The 20,187-nt window shown below is 27.6% G+C and carries 18 protein-coding genes and 2 tRNA genes; 16 read left to right on the top strand and 4 right to left on the bottom strand.

What is annotated here, in order from left to right; translation table 11 throughout:
* Positions 1-32: 32 nt before the first annotated feature.
* Complete coding sequence (gene uvrA, locus ACTTA8_RS02780; protein WP_440654180.1) at positions 33-2,885, bottom strand: excinuclease ABC subunit UvrA; 2,853 nt, start codon at positions 2,883-2,885, stop codon at positions 33-35.
* Between the two features lie 89 nt (positions 2,886-2,974).
* Between uvrA and ssb the strand changes: the two genes are divergently transcribed.
* The 6 genes from ssb (at position 2,975) to ACTTA8_RS02750 (ending at position 8,408) form a co-directional block, all read left to right on the top strand.
* Positions 2,975-3,427 (top strand): single-stranded DNA-binding protein, encoded by a 453-nt coding sequence (gene ssb / locus ACTTA8_RS02775; RefSeq protein WP_262589214.1) that lies wholly within the window; start codon positions 2,975-2,977, stop codon positions 3,425-3,427.
* A 5-nt stretch (positions 3,428-3,432) separates the two neighbouring features.
* Positions 3,433-6,012, top strand: coding sequence for a DNA gyrase subunit A (gene gyrA, locus ACTTA8_RS02770; RefSeq protein ID WP_440654178.1), 2,580 nt, complete (start codon positions 3,433-3,435; stop codon positions 6,010-6,012).
* Positions 6,012-6,506, top strand: coding sequence for a pantetheine-phosphate adenylyltransferase (gene coaD, locus ACTTA8_RS02765; RefSeq protein ID WP_262589212.1), 495 nt, complete (start codon positions 6,012-6,014; stop codon positions 6,504-6,506). The genes gyrA and coaD overlap by 1 nt, the downstream gene beginning before the upstream one ends.
* Positions 6,499-7,059, top strand: coding sequence for a peptidylprolyl isomerase (locus tag ACTTA8_RS02760; protein WP_262589211.1), 561 nt, complete (start codon positions 6,499-6,501; stop codon positions 7,057-7,059). The genes coaD and ACTTA8_RS02760 overlap by 8 nt, the downstream gene beginning before the upstream one ends.
* 8 nt (positions 7,060-7,067) lie before the next feature.
* The gene (tgt, locus tag ACTTA8_RS02755) at positions 7,068-8,180 is read left to right on the top strand and encodes a tRNA guanosine(34) transglycosylase Tgt (protein ID WP_440634142.1); all 1,113 of its coding nucleotides are present in this window, start codon (positions 7,068-7,070) and stop codon (positions 8,178-8,180) included.
* 152 nt (positions 8,181-8,332) lie between these two features.
* Positions 8,333-8,408 (top strand) — tRNA-Lys (locus tag ACTTA8_RS02750).
* Positions 8,409-8,418: 10 nt separating this feature from the next.
* Here the strand turns inward: ACTTA8_RS02750 and ACTTA8_RS02745 are convergent.
* Positions 8,419-9,246, bottom strand: a complete 828-nt coding sequence (locus tag ACTTA8_RS02745) for a M48 family metallopeptidase (protein WP_440654177.1) — start codon at positions 9,244-9,246, stop codon at positions 8,419-8,421.
* A 112-nt stretch (positions 9,247-9,358) separates the two neighbouring features.
* Between ACTTA8_RS02745 and ACTTA8_RS02740 the strand changes: the two genes are divergently transcribed.
* Positions 9,359-10,015, top strand: a complete 657-nt coding sequence (locus tag ACTTA8_RS02740) for a DUF502 domain-containing protein (protein WP_440634143.1) — start codon at positions 9,359-9,361, stop codon at positions 10,013-10,015.
* Here the strand turns inward: ACTTA8_RS02740 and recG are convergent.
* A complete protein-coding gene (recG, locus tag ACTTA8_RS02735; protein ID WP_440654175.1) occupies positions 10,012-12,063 on the bottom strand; it encodes an ATP-dependent DNA helicase RecG in 2,052 nt (683 codons plus the stop codon). The two genes, ACTTA8_RS02740 and recG, sit on opposite strands and share 4 nt — an antisense overlap.
* Before the next feature lie 23 nt (positions 12,064-12,086).
* Between recG and ACTTA8_RS02730 the strand changes: the two genes are divergently transcribed.
* Positions 12,087-12,344, top strand: coding sequence for a succinate dehydrogenase assembly factor 2 (locus tag ACTTA8_RS02730; protein WP_440614375.1), 258 nt, complete (start codon positions 12,087-12,089; stop codon positions 12,342-12,344).
* A 5-nt stretch (positions 12,345-12,349) separates the two neighbouring features.
* Here the strand turns inward: ACTTA8_RS02730 and ACTTA8_RS02725 are convergent.
* A tRNA-Ser gene (locus tag ACTTA8_RS02725) sits at positions 12,350-12,439 on the bottom strand.
* A gap of 85 nt (positions 12,440-12,524) precedes the next feature.
* Here ACTTA8_RS02725 and rarD point away from each other — a divergent pair.
* Genes rarD through ACTTA8_RS02685 form a run of 8 tightly spaced genes read left to right on the top strand, consistent with a single transcriptional unit; the run spans position 12,525 to position 20,185 of the window.
* Positions 12,525-13,403, top strand: coding sequence for an EamA family transporter RarD (gene rarD / locus ACTTA8_RS02720; protein ID WP_440654174.1), 879 nt, complete (start codon positions 12,525-12,527; stop codon positions 13,401-13,403).
* Entirely contained in the window at positions 13,390-14,391 is a 1,002-nt protein-coding gene (locus tag ACTTA8_RS02715) for a lytic murein transglycosylase (protein WP_440614373.1), read from the top strand. The genes rarD and ACTTA8_RS02715 overlap by 14 nt, the downstream gene beginning before the upstream one ends.
* Complete coding sequence (locus ACTTA8_RS02710) at positions 14,381-15,220, top strand: hypothetical protein (RefSeq protein WP_440654173.1); 840 nt, start codon at positions 14,381-14,383, stop codon at positions 15,218-15,220. The genes ACTTA8_RS02715 and ACTTA8_RS02710 overlap by 11 nt, the downstream gene beginning before the upstream one ends.
* Positions 15,213-16,364 carry a D-alanyl-D-alanine carboxypeptidase family protein gene (locus tag ACTTA8_RS02705; protein ID WP_440654172.1) on the top strand — a complete coding sequence of 384 codons (1,152 nt, stop codon included), beginning with the start codon at positions 15,213-15,215 and terminating at the stop codon, positions 16,362-16,364. The genes ACTTA8_RS02710 and ACTTA8_RS02705 overlap by 8 nt, the downstream gene beginning before the upstream one ends.
* Positions 16,357-16,971, top strand: coding sequence for a dTMP kinase (gene tmk / locus ACTTA8_RS02700; RefSeq protein ID WP_440654170.1), 615 nt, complete (start codon positions 16,357-16,359; stop codon positions 16,969-16,971). Before ACTTA8_RS02705 ends, tmk begins: the two co-directional genes overlap by 8 nt.
* The gene (locus ACTTA8_RS02695) at positions 16,968-17,897 is read left to right on the top strand and encodes an AAA family ATPase (RefSeq protein ID WP_440654168.1); all 930 of its coding nucleotides are present in this window, start codon (positions 16,968-16,970) and stop codon (positions 17,895-17,897) included. The genes tmk and ACTTA8_RS02695 overlap by 4 nt, the downstream gene beginning before the upstream one ends.
* Complete coding sequence (metG, locus tag ACTTA8_RS02690; protein WP_440654167.1) at positions 17,890-19,431, top strand: methionine--tRNA ligase; 1,542 nt, start codon at positions 17,890-17,892, stop codon at positions 19,429-19,431. Before ACTTA8_RS02695 ends, metG begins: the two co-directional genes overlap by 8 nt.
* Complete coding sequence (locus ACTTA8_RS02685) at positions 19,424-20,185, top strand: TatD family hydrolase (RefSeq protein WP_440654166.1); 762 nt, start codon at positions 19,424-19,426, stop codon at positions 20,183-20,185. Before metG ends, ACTTA8_RS02685 begins: the two co-directional genes overlap by 8 nt.
* Positions 20,186-20,187: the final 2 nt, after the last annotated feature.

Raw genomic sequence — 20,187 nt, 5'->3', positions numbered from 1 at the left:
ACTAAATTTAGATTTTTTATAAGTTTTTATATTTAATACAAAAGAGGTTTTAAAAACTGGCCTGTGTAGCTTTCTTTTACTTTGCAAACTTCCTCGGGTTTACCTTCTGCAACAATTTTACCACCTTTAACACCACCCTCAGGACCCATATCGACAATGTGATCAGCTGTTTTTATAACATCTAAGTTATGCTCTATTACAACTACGGTGTTTCCTAATTTCACGAAGGTGTGAAGAATTTCTAGTAATTTTTTAATATCGTGCTGATGTAGTCCAGTTGTTGGTTCGTCTAATATGTACATGGTTCTACCAGTTGATCTTTTTGATAATTCCTTAGCTAGTTTAATCCTTTGTGCTTCACCACCTGATAGTGTAGTGGCTTGTTGTCCAATTTTAATGTAACCAAGTCCAACTTTTTTTAAGGTTAATAATTTAGATTTAATGTTTGAAATGTTTTCAAAATATTCACAACCTTCATCAACAGACATATCTAAAACATCAGCTATACTTTTTCCTTTAAACTTAATCTCTAAAGTTTCTCTGTTGTATCTCGTTCCTTTACACTCATCACACTGAATATAAACATCTGGTAAAAAATGCATTTCATAAGTAATAACTCCATCACCTTCACACGCTTCACATCTACCGCCCTTAACATTAAATGAAAACCTTCCTGGTTTATAACCTCTAGTTTTAGACTCTGGTAAGCTAGTAAACCAATCTCTAATAGGACCAAAAGCACCAGTATATGTGGCTGGGTTAGACCTTGGAGTTCTACCAATAGGGGATTGGTCGATATCAATAATTTTATCAATTAATTCTACTCCTTTGTAGCCTTTAAAAGCTTTAGGAGTTTTTCTAGCTTTGTTATTAAGTGTTAAGTTTAATGCATGAAATAATGTTTGTAATACTAATGTAGATTTACCACTTCCTGATACACCAGTTACACAAGTGAATGTACCTGTAGGAATTTTAAGATTAACATTGTTTAAATTATTTCCACTAGCACCATTTATTTCTACAAACCTACCATTTTTTGCTAATCGTCTAGTTTTAGGAATTTCAATTTTTTGTTTATTTGCAAGATATTGTCCCGTTATACTCTTCTTATCCTTTTTAAGTTCTTCGTAAGTTCCTTGAGCTGTTATTTGACCACCATTCGTTCCTGCTTCAGGCCCAAGATCAATAATATGATCTGCATTTTCCATTGTTTCAGTATCATGTTCAACAACAATTACTGTATTACCAAGATCTCTTAATCTTTTTAATGCATTAATTAATTTAACATTATCTTTTTGATGTAAACCAATTGATGGTTCATCTAAAACATACAATACTCCAGTCAAACCAGATCCAATTTGTGATGCCAATCTAATTCTTTGAGCTTCTCCACCTGATAAAGTTCCAGATTCTCTTGAGAGTGTTAAATAATCCAAACCAACATTAAGTAAGAAATTTAATCTTTCATTTATTTCTTTTAGGACATGCTCTGCAATTTTAAATTGTCTTTTATCTAAATTGTTTTCTAAGCTTTTAAACCATTCGGCAGCATCATGAATTGATTTTTTAGTAACCTCACTAATATTTAAATCATTAATTTTTACACATAATGCCTCTTCTTTAAGTCTATCACCATTACAAGCTTCACAAGCAGTATCAGATTGATATTCGGCTATCGCTTCTCTTTTCCATTCACTATCAGATTCCAAGAAACGTCTTTCAAGATTATTAATTACACCTTCAAAAGTTTTTTTATATGAATATTTTTCATATCCATCATCATAATTAAATTTAATTTCGTCCTCATCTGAACCATATAAAATCATATCTTTTATTTTTTTTGGTAGTTTTTTCCATTTTTCATCAAGAGAAAATTCATAATGCTTTGCAAGAGACGCTAATGTTTGGGCATAATATAAAGTTGTCGATTTGGCCCATGGTTCAATTGCCCCATCTGCTAAACTTTTACGATCATCTGGAACTACTAAATTTGGGTCTACATTTAATTTCATTCCTATACCTTCACATTCTTCACAAGCACCATAGGGACTATTAAATGAAAACAATCTTGGTTCTATTTCTTCGATAGTAAAACCACTTTCTGGACAAGCAAACTTTGTGGAGTAAATTAATTTTTGAATTTTTCTAAGTTTTTGAGGAAGAGTTTCATCTTCGTATTCAACAAAAACTAATCCATTAGCTAAATTTACAGCTGTTTCTACGCTTTCAGCTAATCTGTTTCCAAGTTTTGAATTAAGTACAATTCTATCAACTAGAATTGAAATGTCGTGTTTTAATTTTTTATCTAGGTTAGGAGATTTTTCTATATCGTATAATACATTATCAATTTTTATTTTTCTAAATCCACGTCTCTTATAGCTTAAAATATCTTTTTTATATTCACCCTTACGACCCCTAACTACTGGAGCATAAATATAAATTGTAGATTTTTTTGGTAATTTTTTAATTAAATCAACAATTTGAGTAATTGTTTGAGAGGTTATTGGCTTACCTGTAAAAGGAGAATAGGGTATGCCTGCTCTTGCATAAAGAACCCTCATATAATCATAAATTTCTGTAACAGTTGCAACAGTTGATCTGGGATTTTTTGAAGTGTTTTTTTGTTCGATTGCTATGGCTGGACTTAAGCCTTCAATTAAATCAACATTAGGCTTTTTCATTTTATCTAAAAATTGACGAGCATAAGCAGATAAGCTCTCGACATATCTTCTTTGACCTTCTGCATAAATGGTATCAAAAGCTAATGAAGATTTTCCTGACCCAGACAAACCTGTTATCACTACAAATTTATCTTTTGGAATTTCTACAGTCACATTCTTCAAATTGTGTTCTTTAGCGCCCTTAATAACTATCTTTTTCATCATATTTTTAGTTGCTTTGAGTCAATAAAATTAATATTCAGAAGAATTGTGATATAAATCTTATTAATTAATTTAACAAATATTAAAATATTATGGCTGGAAGTTTAAATAAAGTATTATTAATTGGTCGTTTGGGCGCAGACCCTGAAATTAAACAAATGGTAAACGGAAAGAGTGTAGCTAGACTAAGTCTTGCAACCAGTCAAACATGGAAAGATAAAAATACTGGTGAAAGAAAAGAAAAAACTGAATGGCACCGTATAGTTGTATTCAATGAAGGATTGGTAAATGTTGTTCAACAATATTTAAAAAAGGGCGCACAAGTTTATGTAGAGGGACAACTGACAACACGTAAATGGAAAGATGAACAATCTGGCCAGGATAAGTATTCAACAGAAATTGTTATACAAGGTTACAATTCTTCACTTACAATGTTAGGTGGAGGAAATACAGGTGGTGGAATTCAGAATGACACAACTCAACAAAACAATATTGAGGATTCTTCTCAAGTGTCAAATGATATGGATGACGAAATACCATTTTAATTTCTATGCAAAAAACTGAAGAACCAAAAGATAAGAATATTAATCTAATCTCTATGCATGACGAGATGAGCTCGTCTTATTTGTCTTATGCTATGAGTGTTATTGTAAGTCGTGCATTACCTGATGTAAGAGATGGATTAAAACCAGTTCATAGAAGAATTCTTTATGCAATGTACAAAGGTGGTTATGATTGGTCTAAACAATTCAGAAAATCAGCAAGAATAGTTGGGGATGTAATTGGTAAATATCATCCTCATGGTGATCAATCAGTATATGATGCTTTAGTTAGGATGGTGCAAGATTTTTCAATGAGCTTACCTTTAGTTCAAGGACAAGGTAATTTTGGATCCATAGATGGTGATCCAGCTGCAGCTATGAGGTATACTGAAACAAGATTATCAAAAGTTTCACAATATTTGATTGATGATATCGAAAAAAATACGATTAGTTTTAAAAGTAATTATGATGAAACTGAGAAAGAACCTAGCGTATTACCTGCGCAATTTCCAAATTTGTTAGTTAATGGGGCTGGAGGTATAGCTGTTGGAATGGCAACTAGTATTCCTCCTCATAATCTAGGTGAGATAATTGATGGTACTTTAGCTTTAATAGACAATAAAGATATTAAAATAAAAGAGCTAATGAAACATATTCCAGGACCAGATTTTCCGACTGGAGGAGTAATAATCGGCAAAGATATAATTAAACAAGGTTACAACAATGGTAGAGGCTCATTTAAAATTAGAGGTGAAGTATCAGTTGAAAGCTTAAAGAATGGTAGAGATAGATTAGTAATTACTTCAATTCCATACCAAGTAAATAAAGCTGTACTAAATGAAAGAATTGCACAATTAGTTAGAGAAAAGAAAATTGAAGGTATTAAAGACATAAGAGATGAGTCTAACAGAGAAGGTATAAGAGTTGCTATTGATTTAAGAAACGGTGTTGAGCCAGAAACAATTAAAAGACAACTTTACAAAAATACTCAAATAGAGAGCTCTTTTGGTTTTAACACTTTAGCAATAGTAGAAGGGAAACCAAAAACATGTACATTAAAAGAATTTCTTTCTAATTTTTTATCTTTTAGAGAAGATGTAGTAATCAAAAAAACAAAATTTGATCTTCAAAAAGCAGAGGAAAGAGCTCATATCTTAATTGGTCTATCTGTTGCAGTAGAAAACTTAGATAAAATTATAAAAATCATTAGATCTTCCAAAACACCTGAGGATGCAAAAAATGCTATTCTTAAAACTAAATGGAAAATAAACAAATCACAAAAGCTAATTTCTTTAGTAGAGGGAAAAAAAGGTAAAAATATTTATTCTTTATCTGAACCACAAGTTTTAGCTATCTTAGAATTAAGATTACAGAAGTTAACAGCTCTTGGTATAAACGAAATTGAAGTTGAGATTAAAAAATTAGCTGAATTAATTGCAAAATATAAAAAAATTATATTCTCTAAAAAAGAGCTTTTGAGAGTAATAAGCGAAGAATTAAAAAATATTAAAGAAAAATTTGCTGTTCCTAGAAGAACTAAAATTATTGATGCGGTATTAAATTACGATATCGAGGAAACAATCCAAAAACAATCTGTAATTATTACAGTAACTTTACAAGGGTATATTAAAAGAGGATCATTAAATAATGTGAAGCAACAAAAAAGGGGTGGAAAAGGTAAATCTGGAATTACTACCAGAGATCAAGACTCTGTAATACAAACTCTTTCGGTAAATACTCATACATCAGTTTTATTTTTTTCAACAGAGGGGCTTGTTTATAAAATTAAAGCTTGGAAAATACCTGAGGGATCATCGGCTTCAAAAGGTAAATCCTTATTTAATATTCTTCCGCTAAAGAGTCATCAATCCATTAGTTCAATTATGCCAATGCCTGATGAAGATACAGACTCAAAAAATTATCAAATTATTTTTGCAACATCACAAGGTAAAGTTAGAAAGAATAGTTTAGAGGATTTTTCATCCATTAATGCTTCAGGAAAAATTGCAATGAAACTTGACAACAACGATAAAATTGTTGGAGTTAAAATTTGTAAAGATGATCAAGACATAATTCTAAGTACTAAATTTGGAAAATGTATCCGTTTTGAAGCTAGAAAATTAAGAGTATTTAAGGGAAGGTCTTCTAAAGGAATAAAAGGTATTGAACTTGCTTCTGGAGATCAAATTGTTTCATTATCAGTAATTGATAATGATAAATTGAGTAAAAATGGAAAAAAATCAAAAGATGAAAAATCAGAATTAAAAGCAAAAGAAAAATTTGTTTTAGCAATAAGTGAAAACGGTTATGGTAAAAAGACTTCTCATATTGACTACAGAGTTACTAATAGAGGAGGAAAGGGCATTATTGGAATTATAAATTCACCAAGAAATGGAAATATAACATCATCTTTTCCTGTATTTGAAGGTGATGAAATTCTAATATCTACAAATAAAGGAAGAGTTATTAGAGTGGCGGTTAAAGAAATAAGAACTGCTAGTAGAAATACCCAAGGTGTAAGAATAATAAAATTATCTGGTGATGAAAAAGTTGTTTCTGCAATTAAGATTGATGATAATTTAATTTAATGAGTAAAATTGCTATTTATCCAGGAACTTTTGATCCAATTACTTATGGTCATATAGATGTTATTAAAAAAGCACTAAAGCTTTTTGATAAAATAGTAGTTGGGGTTTCGGATGTAAGTAATAAAAATTATTTATTCTCTTCTGAAGAAAGAATAGAAATTGTAAATAAAGCTTTATTCAAGGATTTAAAATTAAATAAAAAAAAAATTATCGTTGTTTCCTTTGGTTCACTAACTACAGATTTGTGCAAAAAATATAAATCAAATATCATATTGCGTGGCTTGAGAGCCGTATCTGATTTTGAATATGAATTTCAACTTGCAGGAATGAATAGAAAGCTTAACCAAAATATTGAAACAATTTTTTTAATGTCGGATGTAGAAAATCAAATTATATCTTCTAGATTTGTTAAAGAAATTGTAAAATTGAATGGAAATATTAAAAAATTTACTACCAAAAGCACAATAAAATCTTTAAAAGAAAAATATGAATAGAATTTTATCGTACATATTTATTTTATTTTTTATTAGTGCAAATCAATTAATAGCTGAGGAGAATATAATGATTTTAAAACTTAAAGATGGTGATGTAAAAATTGAATTATTTGAGGACGTGGCACCAAACCATGTCAAAAGAATTAAAGAATTAGCTAACAGTGGAAAATATGACAACGTTGTATTTCATAGAGTGATAGATGGTTTCATGGCTCAAACAGGTGATGTTAAATTTGGAAATTCAGAGTCTAAGGAATTTGACTTAAGAAGAGCAGGTATGGGTGGATCTGATATGCCTGATTTAGAGCAAGAGTTTAATAGTTTACCTCATGACAGAGGCACATTATCTATGGCTAGAGCTCAAGATCCAAATAGCGCAAATAGCCAGTTTTTTATTTGCTTTCAACCAGCTCCTTTTTTAGACAGACAGTATACTGTTTTTGGTAAAGTTGTTGAAGGAATGGAGTTTGTAGATAAAATTAAAAGAGGTGACCAAAATAATAATGGCGCTGTAACAGATCCTGATAAAATTATAAGCTTTAAATCTTTGTAAAATATTAAATGGCATTAAAAAATTTTGCCTTTAAAGTTTTAAACAAAGACAAATTTGCTAGATGCGGTGTTATAGAAACTCATAGAGGTGAGGTTAATACACCAGCATTTATGCCTGTTGGTACACAAGCAACAGTTAAAGCTTGTACAATCGATGATATAAAGAAAACTGGATCAGAAATAATACTATCTAACACATATCATTTAATGATCCGTCCTGGAGTGGAAAGAGTTGAGTCAGCAGGTGGTTTACATGAGTTCATGAATTGTGATTTGCCAATACTTACAGACTCAGGTGGTTTTCAAGTAATGTCTCTATCAAAGTTAAATAAAATAGATCGCGAAAAAGGGGCCATATTTAATTCACACGTCGATGGAAAAAAATTTTATTTAAGTCCTGAAGAAAGTATTAGGATTCAATTGGGTTTAAACTCAGATATTGTAATGATAATGGATGAGTGTCCAAAAAAAACTGAAGATTATAATTTAATAAAAAAATCTATGGATCTATCTTTGTATTGGGCTGAAAGATCTAAAAAGGCATTTGGAAACAATCCTCACAAAGCTTTATTTGGAATTATTCAAGGAGGATTATTTAAAGATTTAAGATTAAAATCCCTTGAAGGACTTATAAAGATTGGATTTGATGGCTATGCAGTTGGAGGATTAGCTGTAGGTGAAACTCAAGATGAAATGTTTAGCACTCTTGATGGTATTAAGGAACATTTACCAGACGAAAAACCTCATTATTTAATGGGTGTTGGTACACCATCAGATATTTTAGGAGCTGTAAAAAGAGGTATAGATATGTTTGATTGCGTTCTTCCAACTAGATCAGGTAGAACAGGTCTTGCTTTTACTTGGAATGGAAGGGTAAATATTAAAAATAACAAATATCAAAATGACAACACGCCGTTAGATCCTAATTGTGAAAATTTAAATTTAAATAAATATTCAAAAAACTATTTAAATCATTTGTTTAATACCAATGAAATATTAGCATCAATGTTATTAACACTTCATAATATAAATTTTTATCAAGAATTAATGTCTGAAATCAGAAAAAATATTATGAATAATACCTTCGATGAATTTCACGATAAATACATTGATAAGTTGTAGTTTTATTAACTGTGCTATTATGTGTACAACTTTGTAATGAAAACCCCTCATTTATAACGAATTCTTTTTGTAAAAATTACATTGAACGAATTGAAATATTAAAATTTATCTGTATACAAACCATATTCATTTTCATAAAAATGAATCTTTGTGGGCCGTTAGCTCAGTTGGTAGAGCAATTCCCTTTTAAGGAATGGGTCGATGGTTCGAGTCCATCACGGCTCACCACTTTTTGAATTTAACTTATTTCAATTGGTGGATAATCAAGAATTACCTCATTCATCCAATCATTTAACTGTTTAATTCTAGTGTCAGATGAAGGGTGAGTACTCATAAATTGTGGAGGTTCTTTTCCTTTATTAAATTCTTTCATTCTTTCCCAAATTTTAACTGTCTCTCTAATATCATATCCTGATAAAGATGAAAAAATCATACCAAGATAATCAGCTTCGCTTTCTTGTTTTCTGTTAAATGGATTCATTAATCCAATTTGAGATAGTAGGCCAACTGTATCCATTCCAGTTGTTCTGTTGATATCTGATAATATACCTCCACTTGCAATATCAATAATTCTGGTACCTGTGTTAAGTAAAACTCCTCTACTTGCTCTTTCAACAGAATGTTTGGCAACAGCATGAGCAACTTCATGTCCCATTACTGCAGCCAGACCATTAGTATTTTTTGTTACATCAAGTATACCTGTATAAACTGCAATTTTCCCTCCAGGCATGCACCAAGCATTTCTAACTTTTTTATTATCAATTAATATATATTCCCAATCAAAGTTAGCTGTTGGATCATTTAAATTAGATCTATAGAAATATTCACTAATTGAATCTTCCATTTTTTTTCCAATTTCTTTTATTTCATTTAAAGTTTTTGTGTCATCACTCATTTTCTCTTTTTCTTTAACTTTCTCATAAATTTGAGCAGCTTGAGCATTTAATTTAGCTTCAGGTATTAATTTTAATTGTTTTCTGTCAGTAATTGGAGCACTTGTGCACGAAGGTAGAAGTAAGCTTCCACAACTACATCCAACATATGTTAAAAATTTTCTTCTATTCATTTCATTCTAAAATTGGTAATAATTTATCATTATGAATCTTAATAATAAAATTTTAGTTGTATTATTTATCATTGCAATAATTTTTGTTACATATTCTAGTTATAGTTAATAAATGAAAGAAACCAAAAAGAAACCTATAAAAAAAAGAGAAATTATAGGTCTATGGTTTTATATTTTATCTTTAAAAATTAGGAATTATTTTTTTACAGGTGTTGTCGTTTTAATACCAATAGGACTAACTATTTATTTAAGTAAATTTTTAATAAATACGTCTTCAAAAATTTTACCGTCTCAAATAAATCCAAATTATTATTTGCCATTTAATATACCTGGCCTAGAGATAATTATTTCAATTATTTTCATAACAATCATTGGTTTCATATCTTTATCTTATTTAGGAAAAAAATTTCTTCAGTTAATAGACAGTTTATTCAAAAAAATACCACTACTAGGAACTTTTTGGTCTGCAATTAAACAAATGTCACAATCTTTTAAAGAAAGTGGTAGTAAAAGTAAGAGTGTTGTTCTTGTTGAATATCCAAGAAAAGGTGTTTGGGCTGTAGGTTTTGCAACTAAAGAAAATTCTGGAGAAATTGCTGAAAAAACAAATCAAAAATTAATAAACGTATTTGTTCCAACAACTCCAAATCCAACAAGTGGTTTTTTGCTAATGTTCCCAAAAGATGACGTTATATTTTTAAACATGACTTTTGAAGAGGCTTCTAAATTTATTGTGTCGGCCGGAACAACAACAACTGAAAAAAATTAAGCTATATCATTAATTATATCTGCTCTATCGTACAATTTAATTAAAGGTTTAAACTTACTTAAATTTTCATTTTCAAGTTCAATTCTTTTTATTTCTTTTTCAGCTAATTCAAATAAGTCACTATTTCGAATTGGGTCTGCTAATTTGAAATTTTTAACACCACTTTGTTTAAAACCCAGAATATCACCGAAACCCCTTATCTTCATATCTTCCTCAGAAATAACAAACCCATCATTAGTTTCTTTTAATATATTTATTCTTTTTTTAGCATTTTCACTCAAATTTGACTTAAACATCAAAATACACGTTGCTTCTTTCTCTCCACGACCAACTCTACCTCTTAATTGGTGGAGCTGAGATAGGCCAAACTTATTTGCATTTTCAATTACAATTACATTGGCATTTGGAAAATCTATTCCAACCTCGATAATGGTCGTAGATACTAATATTTTAAATTCTTTATTTAAAAATCTTTTTAAAATTTCATCTTTTTCATTTATATCTGTTTTTCCATGAAGAATAGAGACTTGTTTAGGGAATAATTTTTTTAAATATTCAAATTTTTGAATTGCAGAGGTATGATCTAATTTTTTAGACTCCTCAATTAATGGACAGACCCAAAATATTTGATTTCCTGAATTAATTTCTTTTTTTATAAATTTAATTACATCATCAATTTTACTTTCTAATTTACTGTAAGTTTTTATCATTTTACGGTTTTTAGGTTTTTCTCTAATAATTGATAAATCCATATCACCATAAATTGTCATTGTTAAAGTTCGTGGAATAGGTGTGGCAGTCATCAATAATACATCACAATCATTCCCACCTTTGTCAGATAATCTTTTTCTTTGATTAACACCAAACTTATGTTGTTCATCAATAATAATTAATCCTAATTTTTTAAATCTAACTGTTTTTTGAAAAATAGCATGAGTACCAAAAATTATATTAATCTTATTATTTATTAGTTCATTGAGGATTAATTTTTTTTCTTTGTAGCTAGACTTACCAGAAATTAACTCTGTTGATATGTTTGATGGAAAAATTTTTTTTGCTAAATTATAATGTTGTCTTGCTAATATTTCAGTAGGGGCCATAACAGCTACTTGAAACCCAGAATTGATAGTATTGAATGCAGCTAATAATGAAACAATTGTTTTTCCACTTCCAACATCTCCTTGTAATAATCTAAACATTTTAGTTGAGGATGATAAATCCTCATTAATTTCATTAATTGATTTAATTTGATCATCAGTTAATGCAAAATCTAATTTATTAATAAGTTGTTTTTGTTTATTTAAATTAATAATTTTATTTTTTTTCTTAACTTTCTTAATTTTTTTTCTTATTTCTGAATTAACTAAAAATGTTGCAAATATTTCATCATATGCAAGTCTTTGATAAAAATGATCTTTGTATTTTCCTATATTTTCATGCTTGTGTAATTCTCTAATAGCATCATTCCAATTGATATTATTGAATTTATTTAAAATTTTACTTGAGTGCCATTCTTTTAGGTTCGGTAATTTATCTATTATTTGTTTTATGATTTTATTATAAATTTTCTCAGATATTCCCTCAGTTAATGAATATTTATTATGAACTTGTTTAATTAAACTTGAGTCTTCAGATACATATTTAGGATTGGTTATTTGATATTTATTTTTAAAGTAGCCAATTTTCCCACTTACAGTTATTTCTTTTCCTAAAGGTAATACTTTTTTAATATATCCCTCATAACTATTAAAAAAAACACAATCTAGATCACCTGTTTCGTCTGAACACTTAACTCTATTTGGTAATTTTCTAATTCTTGGAAACAAATATTTATTTGCTACAACAGTAACAGTTTGATTTTCACCGATCTTTAAATCTTTTACTTTTGTTGACAAACTTCTATCTGTATAAGCCTTTGGAAGTTTCCAAAGTAAATCAAAAATATTATTTATATTCTTTTTCTTAAGTAAATTTGTTGTTTTTACACCTACGCCATTTAAAGCTGTTAGATCAGATAATAAATATTCAAAATTAGTTTTATTATCCATGATAAATTAATTATATTCTAATAATGAGCCTCAATATAGATGAATTAAAAAAAAAAATTATTTATCGTTCCAATTATCGAGGTACCAAGGAGATGGATAAGCTCTTAGGTAAATTTGTAAAAAAATACATCAATGATTTGCAAAAAGAGGATTTAATTGATCTAGATAAATTTCTTAATATTGATGACACAAATTTGTATAATTTCTATAATGGTTTTGATACTGAATTCGAAATAGAAAAAAACAATATAAGCTTATTGTTTAAAAATTTTAAATATTAAGTTGATGGCGGAGAGACTGGGATTCGAACCCAGGAAAGAGTTGCCCCTTTGCCGGTTTTCAAGACCGGTGCTTTCAACCGCTCAGCCATCTCTCCGTGAGCAAGGTTTTATAATTATAATTATTTAATTCAACAATAAAATAGTCTAAAAAAACTCATTAACGACTAATATCAAAGCTACATGAACAAAGAATTTAATAAAGGCCTTTTACTTGCTGGATTTGGATCTTTTTGGTGGGGTTTTTTTGGAGTTTTATATTTTAAATATATTACTTTTATTGGTTATATTGAGCTAGTAGTCCACAGATGTTTATGGACAACCTTGACTTTAATATTAACAACTTTCTTTTTTTCAAAATGGGATATTTTTTTTAAGATAATTAAAAGTAAACAAAATCTTGTTTATCTTTTTATGTCAGGCTTTTTGATTTTTATGAATTGGGGTGTATGGATTTATGCGATCGCTACTAACAGAATTATAGATGCTAGTTTTGGTTATTTTATAATGCCAATATTAAGTGTTCTTCTTGGTTATATTTTTTTTAAGGAAAAATTAAATAATAAAAGAATATTTTCAATTACCTTAGTTATTTTATCAATTTTATATTTAATTTTTGTAAGTTTAAAATCGCTTCCCTGGGTCGGTATACTTGTAGCACTAAGTTGGGGCTTTTATAATTTAGTAAGAAAAAAGGTTAATGTTGATACTGATATTGGACTTTTAATAGAAAGTTTATTTATATTGCCAATTGCAATTGGTGCATTCTATCTCATTGCAGTTAATGGTTACAATGATTTCTCGTTATCCAACCCTCCAATGATGTTAATAATATTGTTGGCAGGTCCAATGACGGTAATACCTTTATTTTTATATGTAAGAGGAGTTGAATTATGTGGATTAGGTCCAACTGGGATGATTTTCTATATCACACCAACTCTTCAATTTTTACTAGGTTTTTTTTATTACGATGAAGTTTTCTCATTTAATAAACTAGTAAGTTTCATTTTAATCTGGATTGCTGTAATAATATATTTGAGAGATTTATATGAAACTAATTAAACTTATACTTATTTTATCTCTTTTTTTTCATTCAAACACTTTAGCAGATATCAATATAGAATTCGAAAAATGGAAAAATAATTTCAAAAAAATTGCTCTAGAAAATAATATTTCCGAAGCAACATTTGATCTAGTTATGTCTAATACTAAGTTTTTACCCGATGTAATTAAATATGATAGATATCAACCAGAATTTTATGAAGATACAAAAACTTACATATCAAAAAGAACCTCTGACCAAAAAGTAAAAAAAGGAAAAAAACTTTATATAGATAATTTAAATTTAATTACCTCTGTTGAAAATGAATTTAACATAGAAAAAGAACTTCTCTTATCGTTAATGGGTATAGAAACAAATTTTGGAACCTATGTTGGTAAAATGGACATTCTTTCTTCACTAGCTACATTAAGTTTTGACAAAAGAAGATCAGAATTTTTTACCAAAGAACTTTTAATACTTTTAAATTTAATTGAGAAAAATCAAATTGATTATAAAACATTATATGGATCTTGGGCGGGTGCTTTTGGTTACTTCCAATTTATGCCTTCTACTATGAAAAATTATGCAACAGATTATGATGGCAATGGTTCAATAAACTTAAAAAGTAACCCTGATGCTTATGCTTCAGCGAGTAATTATTTAAAGAAAATAGGTTGGAAATCTAATGAACCATGTTTTTATAGAATTGATTTAAATAATGATATTCCAAAAAAATATTTAAATATTTCTGCAAAAAAATTACATGATAAGAAACAATTAAAGTTTTTTAGACAATACATTCAGAACAATTCAATTATTTCAAATAATTATGATGAATTAGAAGTTGCAATAATAACACCAGATAAAGATATAATTCCTGATGCGGAAACATTAAATCCAGCTTATGTGGTATTTAATAATTATGAAATAATTTTACAATGGAATAGATCTTTAAGATTTGCTTTAGCCGTATGCACATTAAAGGATAAATTCAAAGATGAACTTTAAAATAATATTACAATTATTGTTGTTTATTTTTTTTATTGGATGCAAACAATTAGAAACAACTCAAAAAAAAAACATTAAGACAGAACCAGATACATCTACAGCAGAAAAAACTTTAAAATCTTCAGATGAAAATGAAGAAGATAGTTCTAAATATATTTTTGATAGAGAGTATACCAACCAAGGCTTTGCATTAATTTACGACGAAAATCTCTTTAATGAAAAAAGTATTTCAAAAAAACTCGATAACAGAGGTTTATTTATTTTTCATACCAAAATTAGAAAAAATTCTTTCGTGAAAATTACTAACCCTGAAAATACAAAAACTGTTATTGCACAAGTGATATCTAATAAAGCAATTTTTTCAAATTTTTATAATTCAGTAATCACCAAAAGAATTGTTGATGAATTATTGCTAGATGAAAATGAACCCTATGTTGAATTATCTCTAATTTCTAATGAATCAACTTTTGTAGCAAAAAAAGCTAAAACTTTTGATGAAGAAAAAAAAGTAGCTCAAAAGGCTCCTGTGGATAGAATAACCATAGATAATTTAGGAACTGTAGAGAAAAAGGAATTGCCTAAGACTTCTCAAAGTAATTTTCTATATTCAATTAAAATTGCAGATTTTTATTATAAAGATTCAGCTGAAAATATGATCCAAAGAATTATGGATGAAACAAAGATAACAAATCCTGTTATAAAAAAATTATCTCAAACAAAATATAGGGTATTATTAGGTCCATTTAATGATATAAAAAAAATTCAAGAGTCATTTGACGAAATAGAAAAACTAAATTTTGAAAACCTAAAAATTATTAAAGATGTTTAAAAAATTAAATTTAATTATTTTAATATTCATTTTATTTGCATCTAAATCATTTGCTAATTTTGATGTGAAAGCAAAAACTGCAATAATTCAAGATTATCATTCTGGTGAAATTCTTTTTGAAAAAGAAGCGGACTTATCAATTTATCCTGCATCCATGACGAAAATCATGACCTCCATCATTGCCTTTGACTTAATTAAGTCAGGAGATTTGAGTATGGATGAAAAATTTATTATTTCAGAAAAAGCTTGGCGTTTATCTACATCTGGTTATTCCTCAATGTTTATAATGGTAGGGGACGAAGTCTCAGTTGAAAATTTACTAAAAGGTATTATCATAGCATCTGGTAATGATGCTTGTATTGCATTAGCAGAAGGCATAGCGGGTACTGAAGAAGAGTTTGCAATCTTAATGACAGCAAAAGCTAAAGAGTTAGGAATGGACAATACAAACTTTTCTAATTCATCAGGAATTAATCACCCTGATAATAATTCAACAGCTAGAGACATAATGATCATGTCTAGATACTTAATTAAAGAACATCCAGAATTTTATAAAATGTTTGCAGAAAAAGAATTTACTTGGGATAGAACAGGAGGAGATCCAATAACACAAGGTAATAGAAATCCTTTGTTATATAAAAATCTTGGAGCAGATGGTATCAAAACTGGTTATTTAGCTGTAGAAAAATATTCATTAGCTTCGTCTATAGAGAGAAATGGAAGAAGATTAATTGCTGTTGGCAGTGGTTTTAATTCAAAAAACGCCAGATCAAAAGAAAGTACTAAAATGTTAACTTATGGACTTACAAATTTTGATTTAGTTAAAATTACTGAAGCTAATAAACCTTTTCAAAAAATAGACGTATGGTTGGGAAAAGAAGATACGGTTGATGTTTATACAAATGAAGATATTTACAAAACTATTAAAAAAGCCAAAAAAAAATTATTAAAGGTTTCTGTAAATTATGATGGACCTGTAGAAGCACCAATAAACAAAGATCAAAAAGTTGCAACATTAAAAGTAGTTTATGACCAAGAATTAGTAGGTGAGTATGATTTGCTTGCTTTAAAAGAAATTAAAAAAGTAAATTTCTTTTCTAGATTGCTTAAATCATTAAACTACTTAATTTGGGGCGATGTCTAAGAAGCCAATTATTGTTTTTGAAGGTATAGAAGGCAGTGGAAAAAGTCATCATATAAAAATTGTTTCAAGGTATTTAGACAAAAATAAAGTTAAATATTTAAAAATCAGAGAACCAGGAGGGAGTTTAAATTCTGAAAAAATTAGAAAATTAATATTAAATAAGAAATCCAATTTTAATGTAAAAACTGATTTATTTTTATATCTAGCTGCCAGAAGTGAAAATATTAATCTTATTAAAAAATATTATAAAAAAAGAGTTATTTTAATTGATAGATTTATAGACTCTACAATTGCTTATCAGCATTATGGCATGGGCGTTGATATTAAAATTATAAATATAATTAATAAATATTTATTAAAAAATATTAAGGTTAATTTTACATTTCTTAATGTTGTAAATAAAAAAAATCTTTTCTTAAGATTGAAAATGAGAAAATCTTTGAATAGATATGATCAATTTAATAGCAGTTTCTATAACAAAGTTCAAAATGGATTTCTTAAGTTATCAAAACTAAATAAGAAAAAATATAAGATAATTGATTCAAATTTAGATATTAAGAAAAATGAAAAATTAATTATCAATCAAGTTAAAAAGTTAATTAAATGAATCTAAATTCATCTACACAACAGAATTTGTACGAACATCAAGAGATTTTCAACCATTTATCTAAATTATATTTAAATAACAAATTACCAAATAAAATACTTTTATCTGGTGAAAAAGGTATTGGTAAAGCAACATTAGGTTATCATCTTATAAACTTTGTATTATCAGAAGATGAAGAGCATTCTTATGATGTTGAAAATAATAAAATTAATTTAGAAAATAAATCATTCAAACTTATACAAAATAAATCTAATCCAAATTTTAATCTTATAGACGTAGCTGAAGATAAAAAAAACATTGATATAAATCAAATAAGAGAATTAATTGTTAATCTAAATAAATCTTCATTTAATAATAAAAAAAGATTTGTTTTAATAGACAATATAGAATTATTAAATTTGAATTCTATTAATGCATTACTAAAAGTCTTAGAAGAACCTAATGAAAATATTATTTTTATCTTAATTAACAATAATAAAAGAGTTTTACCAACTCTTAAATCTAGATGTTTAAATTTCAAAGTTTTTTTAACGAATGCTCAATTTATTGAAATTGTTAATAAATTAATAAACGATGATGTTTATAATTTTATAAATCAAGATTTAGTAAATTACTTTACAACACCAGGTAAATTATATGAATTATTAAAACTTGCAGAAAACTTTGATTTAGATCTTAAGGATTATAATTTAGACACCTTTTTGCAAAGTTTAATATCAAGCAAGACTTACAAAAAAAACAAACCAATTATTCAATTAATATATTCTTTTATTGAAGTTTATTTTAGAAACAATATATCTACGAAAAATACTAAATTATTTCACCTTTATCATTATTTTATAAAAAAAATTAATGATACTAAAATTTATAATTTAGATGAAGAGACATTATTTATGGAATTTGAAGATAAAGTTTTAAATGGATAAAAATTTTTATATTACAACACCTATTTATTATCCATCAGCTAAACCTCATATGGGACACGCTTACTCAAGTATAGCTGCTGATTTTTTTGCAAGATTTAAAATTATTGATGATTTTAAAGTACATTTTTTAACCGGAACAGATGAGCATGGTTTAAAAATTCAAAGATCAGCTGAACGAGCAGGGGAGACTCCTCAAAAATTTTGTGATCAAATAAGCAAAACTTTTCGTGATCTTTCAGATACTCTAAATTTATGCAACACTGATTTTATTAGAACAACCGAAGAGAGGCATAAAAAAACAGTGCAATATCTTTGGTCTGAACTTGAAAAGAATGATGATATTTATCTATCAAATTATTCTGGTTGGTATTCAGTATCGGATGAAGCTTTTTATAGCGAAGATGAGATAGAAGAAATAGATGGTAAAAAAATAGCTATATCATCAAAATCTCCTGTCGAATGGATTGAGGAAGAGTCATATTTTTTTAGGCTTTCAAAATGGGAAAAACCTCTTTTAAAATATTATGAGGATAATCCTGATTTTATTTATCCAGAATCTAGACGAAATGAAGTTATTAGTTTTGTAAAAAGTGGTCTAAAAGATCTATCAGTTAGTAGGAAAAGTTTTTCATGGGGTATACAAGTACCAAGTAATAAAAATCATGTAATTTATGTTTGGTTAGATGCACTTACAAATTATTTAAGTGCACTAAATTACCCAAATAAAGACGATGAATTATTCAAAAAATTTTGGCCCGCATCAATACATTTAATTGGCAAAGATATACTTAGATTTCATGCTGTTTATTGGCCAGCTTTTTTATTGGCTGCTAAAATTGAAGTGCCAAAAAGAGTTTATGGTCATGGTTGGATTTTATCTGGAGAAGAAAAAATGTCCAAATCTAAAGGTAATATTTTGGATCCTTTAGAAATAATTGAAGAGTATGGGTTAGATCCATTAAGGTATTATCTAATTAAGGAAGTTTCATTTGGCAATGATGGTAATATTTCTCAAGATAGATTGGAAGATTGTATAAACAGTGATTTAGCAAATAATTATGGAAATTTATGCCAAAGAGTTACTGCTTTTGCGATCAAAAATTGTGGTGGAAAAATACCTTCCGAAATTAAATTTCTTGATGAAGATTTATTTATTTTAGACAAGTATAAAAAAAATTTAGATAATATTAGATCTAAAATTGATCATCAAAACATTAACTTTTATATAGACTATATTGTTAATTCTCTTTTTGAAGCCAACAAATATTTTAATGATCAAGAACCATGGAAAAAGAAAGATGATCAAATTAGATTAAATACAATTGTCTATACTACATTGGAAATTGTTCGAAAAATAAGCTTCTTATTATATCCAATTATTCCGGAGTCTTCTTTAAAAGCACTAAAAATTTTTGACATAAATGAAGATCAAATAAAATTAAATTCTCTTTCAGATAATGAGTATTTAACTAAAGGAAATATTATTAAGAAAATTGATATACTGTTTAAAAAAATAGAAAAAAAAAATGATTGATTCTCATTGTCACCTAGATCACGAACCTTTGTTGAGTGATTTAACAAATGTTTTACAAAGATCAAAAGATATAGGTATTGAAAAACTATTAACAATATCAACGTCTCTTGAAAGTTTCTCTAGAGTTAAGGAACTAGTTAATATAGATGAGATGATTTATGGTACAATTGGAATTCATCCACATGAAAGTTCTACAAACACAATTATTGCCAGTGAAATTATTGACAACCTAAAAAATAACAAAAAAATTATAGGAATTGGTGAAACTGGATTAGATTTTTATTATAATAATAGTGAAAAAGATAAACAAATTGCCAGTTTTAAAGAACATATAGAAGCATCCACAAAGACTAATGCTCCTCTTATTGTTCATTCAAGAAATGCTGAAGATGAAACATTTGAAATTCTAAATCAATATAAAGATGAGAATATTAAAATTTTAATGCATTGTTTTACTGGTTCAAAAGAATTTTCAGAAAAATTATTATCTTTAAATTCTTACTTTTCTGCTAGTGGAATTATTACTTTTAAAAATTCAGTTGATTTACAAGAAACATTTAAATCAATCCCAAATGAAAATATTTTAATTGAAACCGATAGTCCTTTTTTGGCGCCAGTTCCAAATAGAGGAAAAAAAAATGAACCATCGTTTATCGATTTTACAGCTACAAAACTTGCCGAAATAAAAAATATTTCTAAAAAAGAATTGATAGAGCTAACCACTAATAATTTTAATAAACTTTTTTTTAATTAAAA

The organism is Candidatus Pelagibacter sp. HIMB1506, from assembly GCF_052047935.1.
In the GTDB taxonomy this organism is placed as follows: domain Bacteria; phylum Pseudomonadota; class Alphaproteobacteria; order Pelagibacterales; family Pelagibacteraceae; genus Pelagibacter.
Note: the sequence above shows the minus strand (reverse complement) of the source record. Positions and strands in the feature narration are given on the sequence as shown.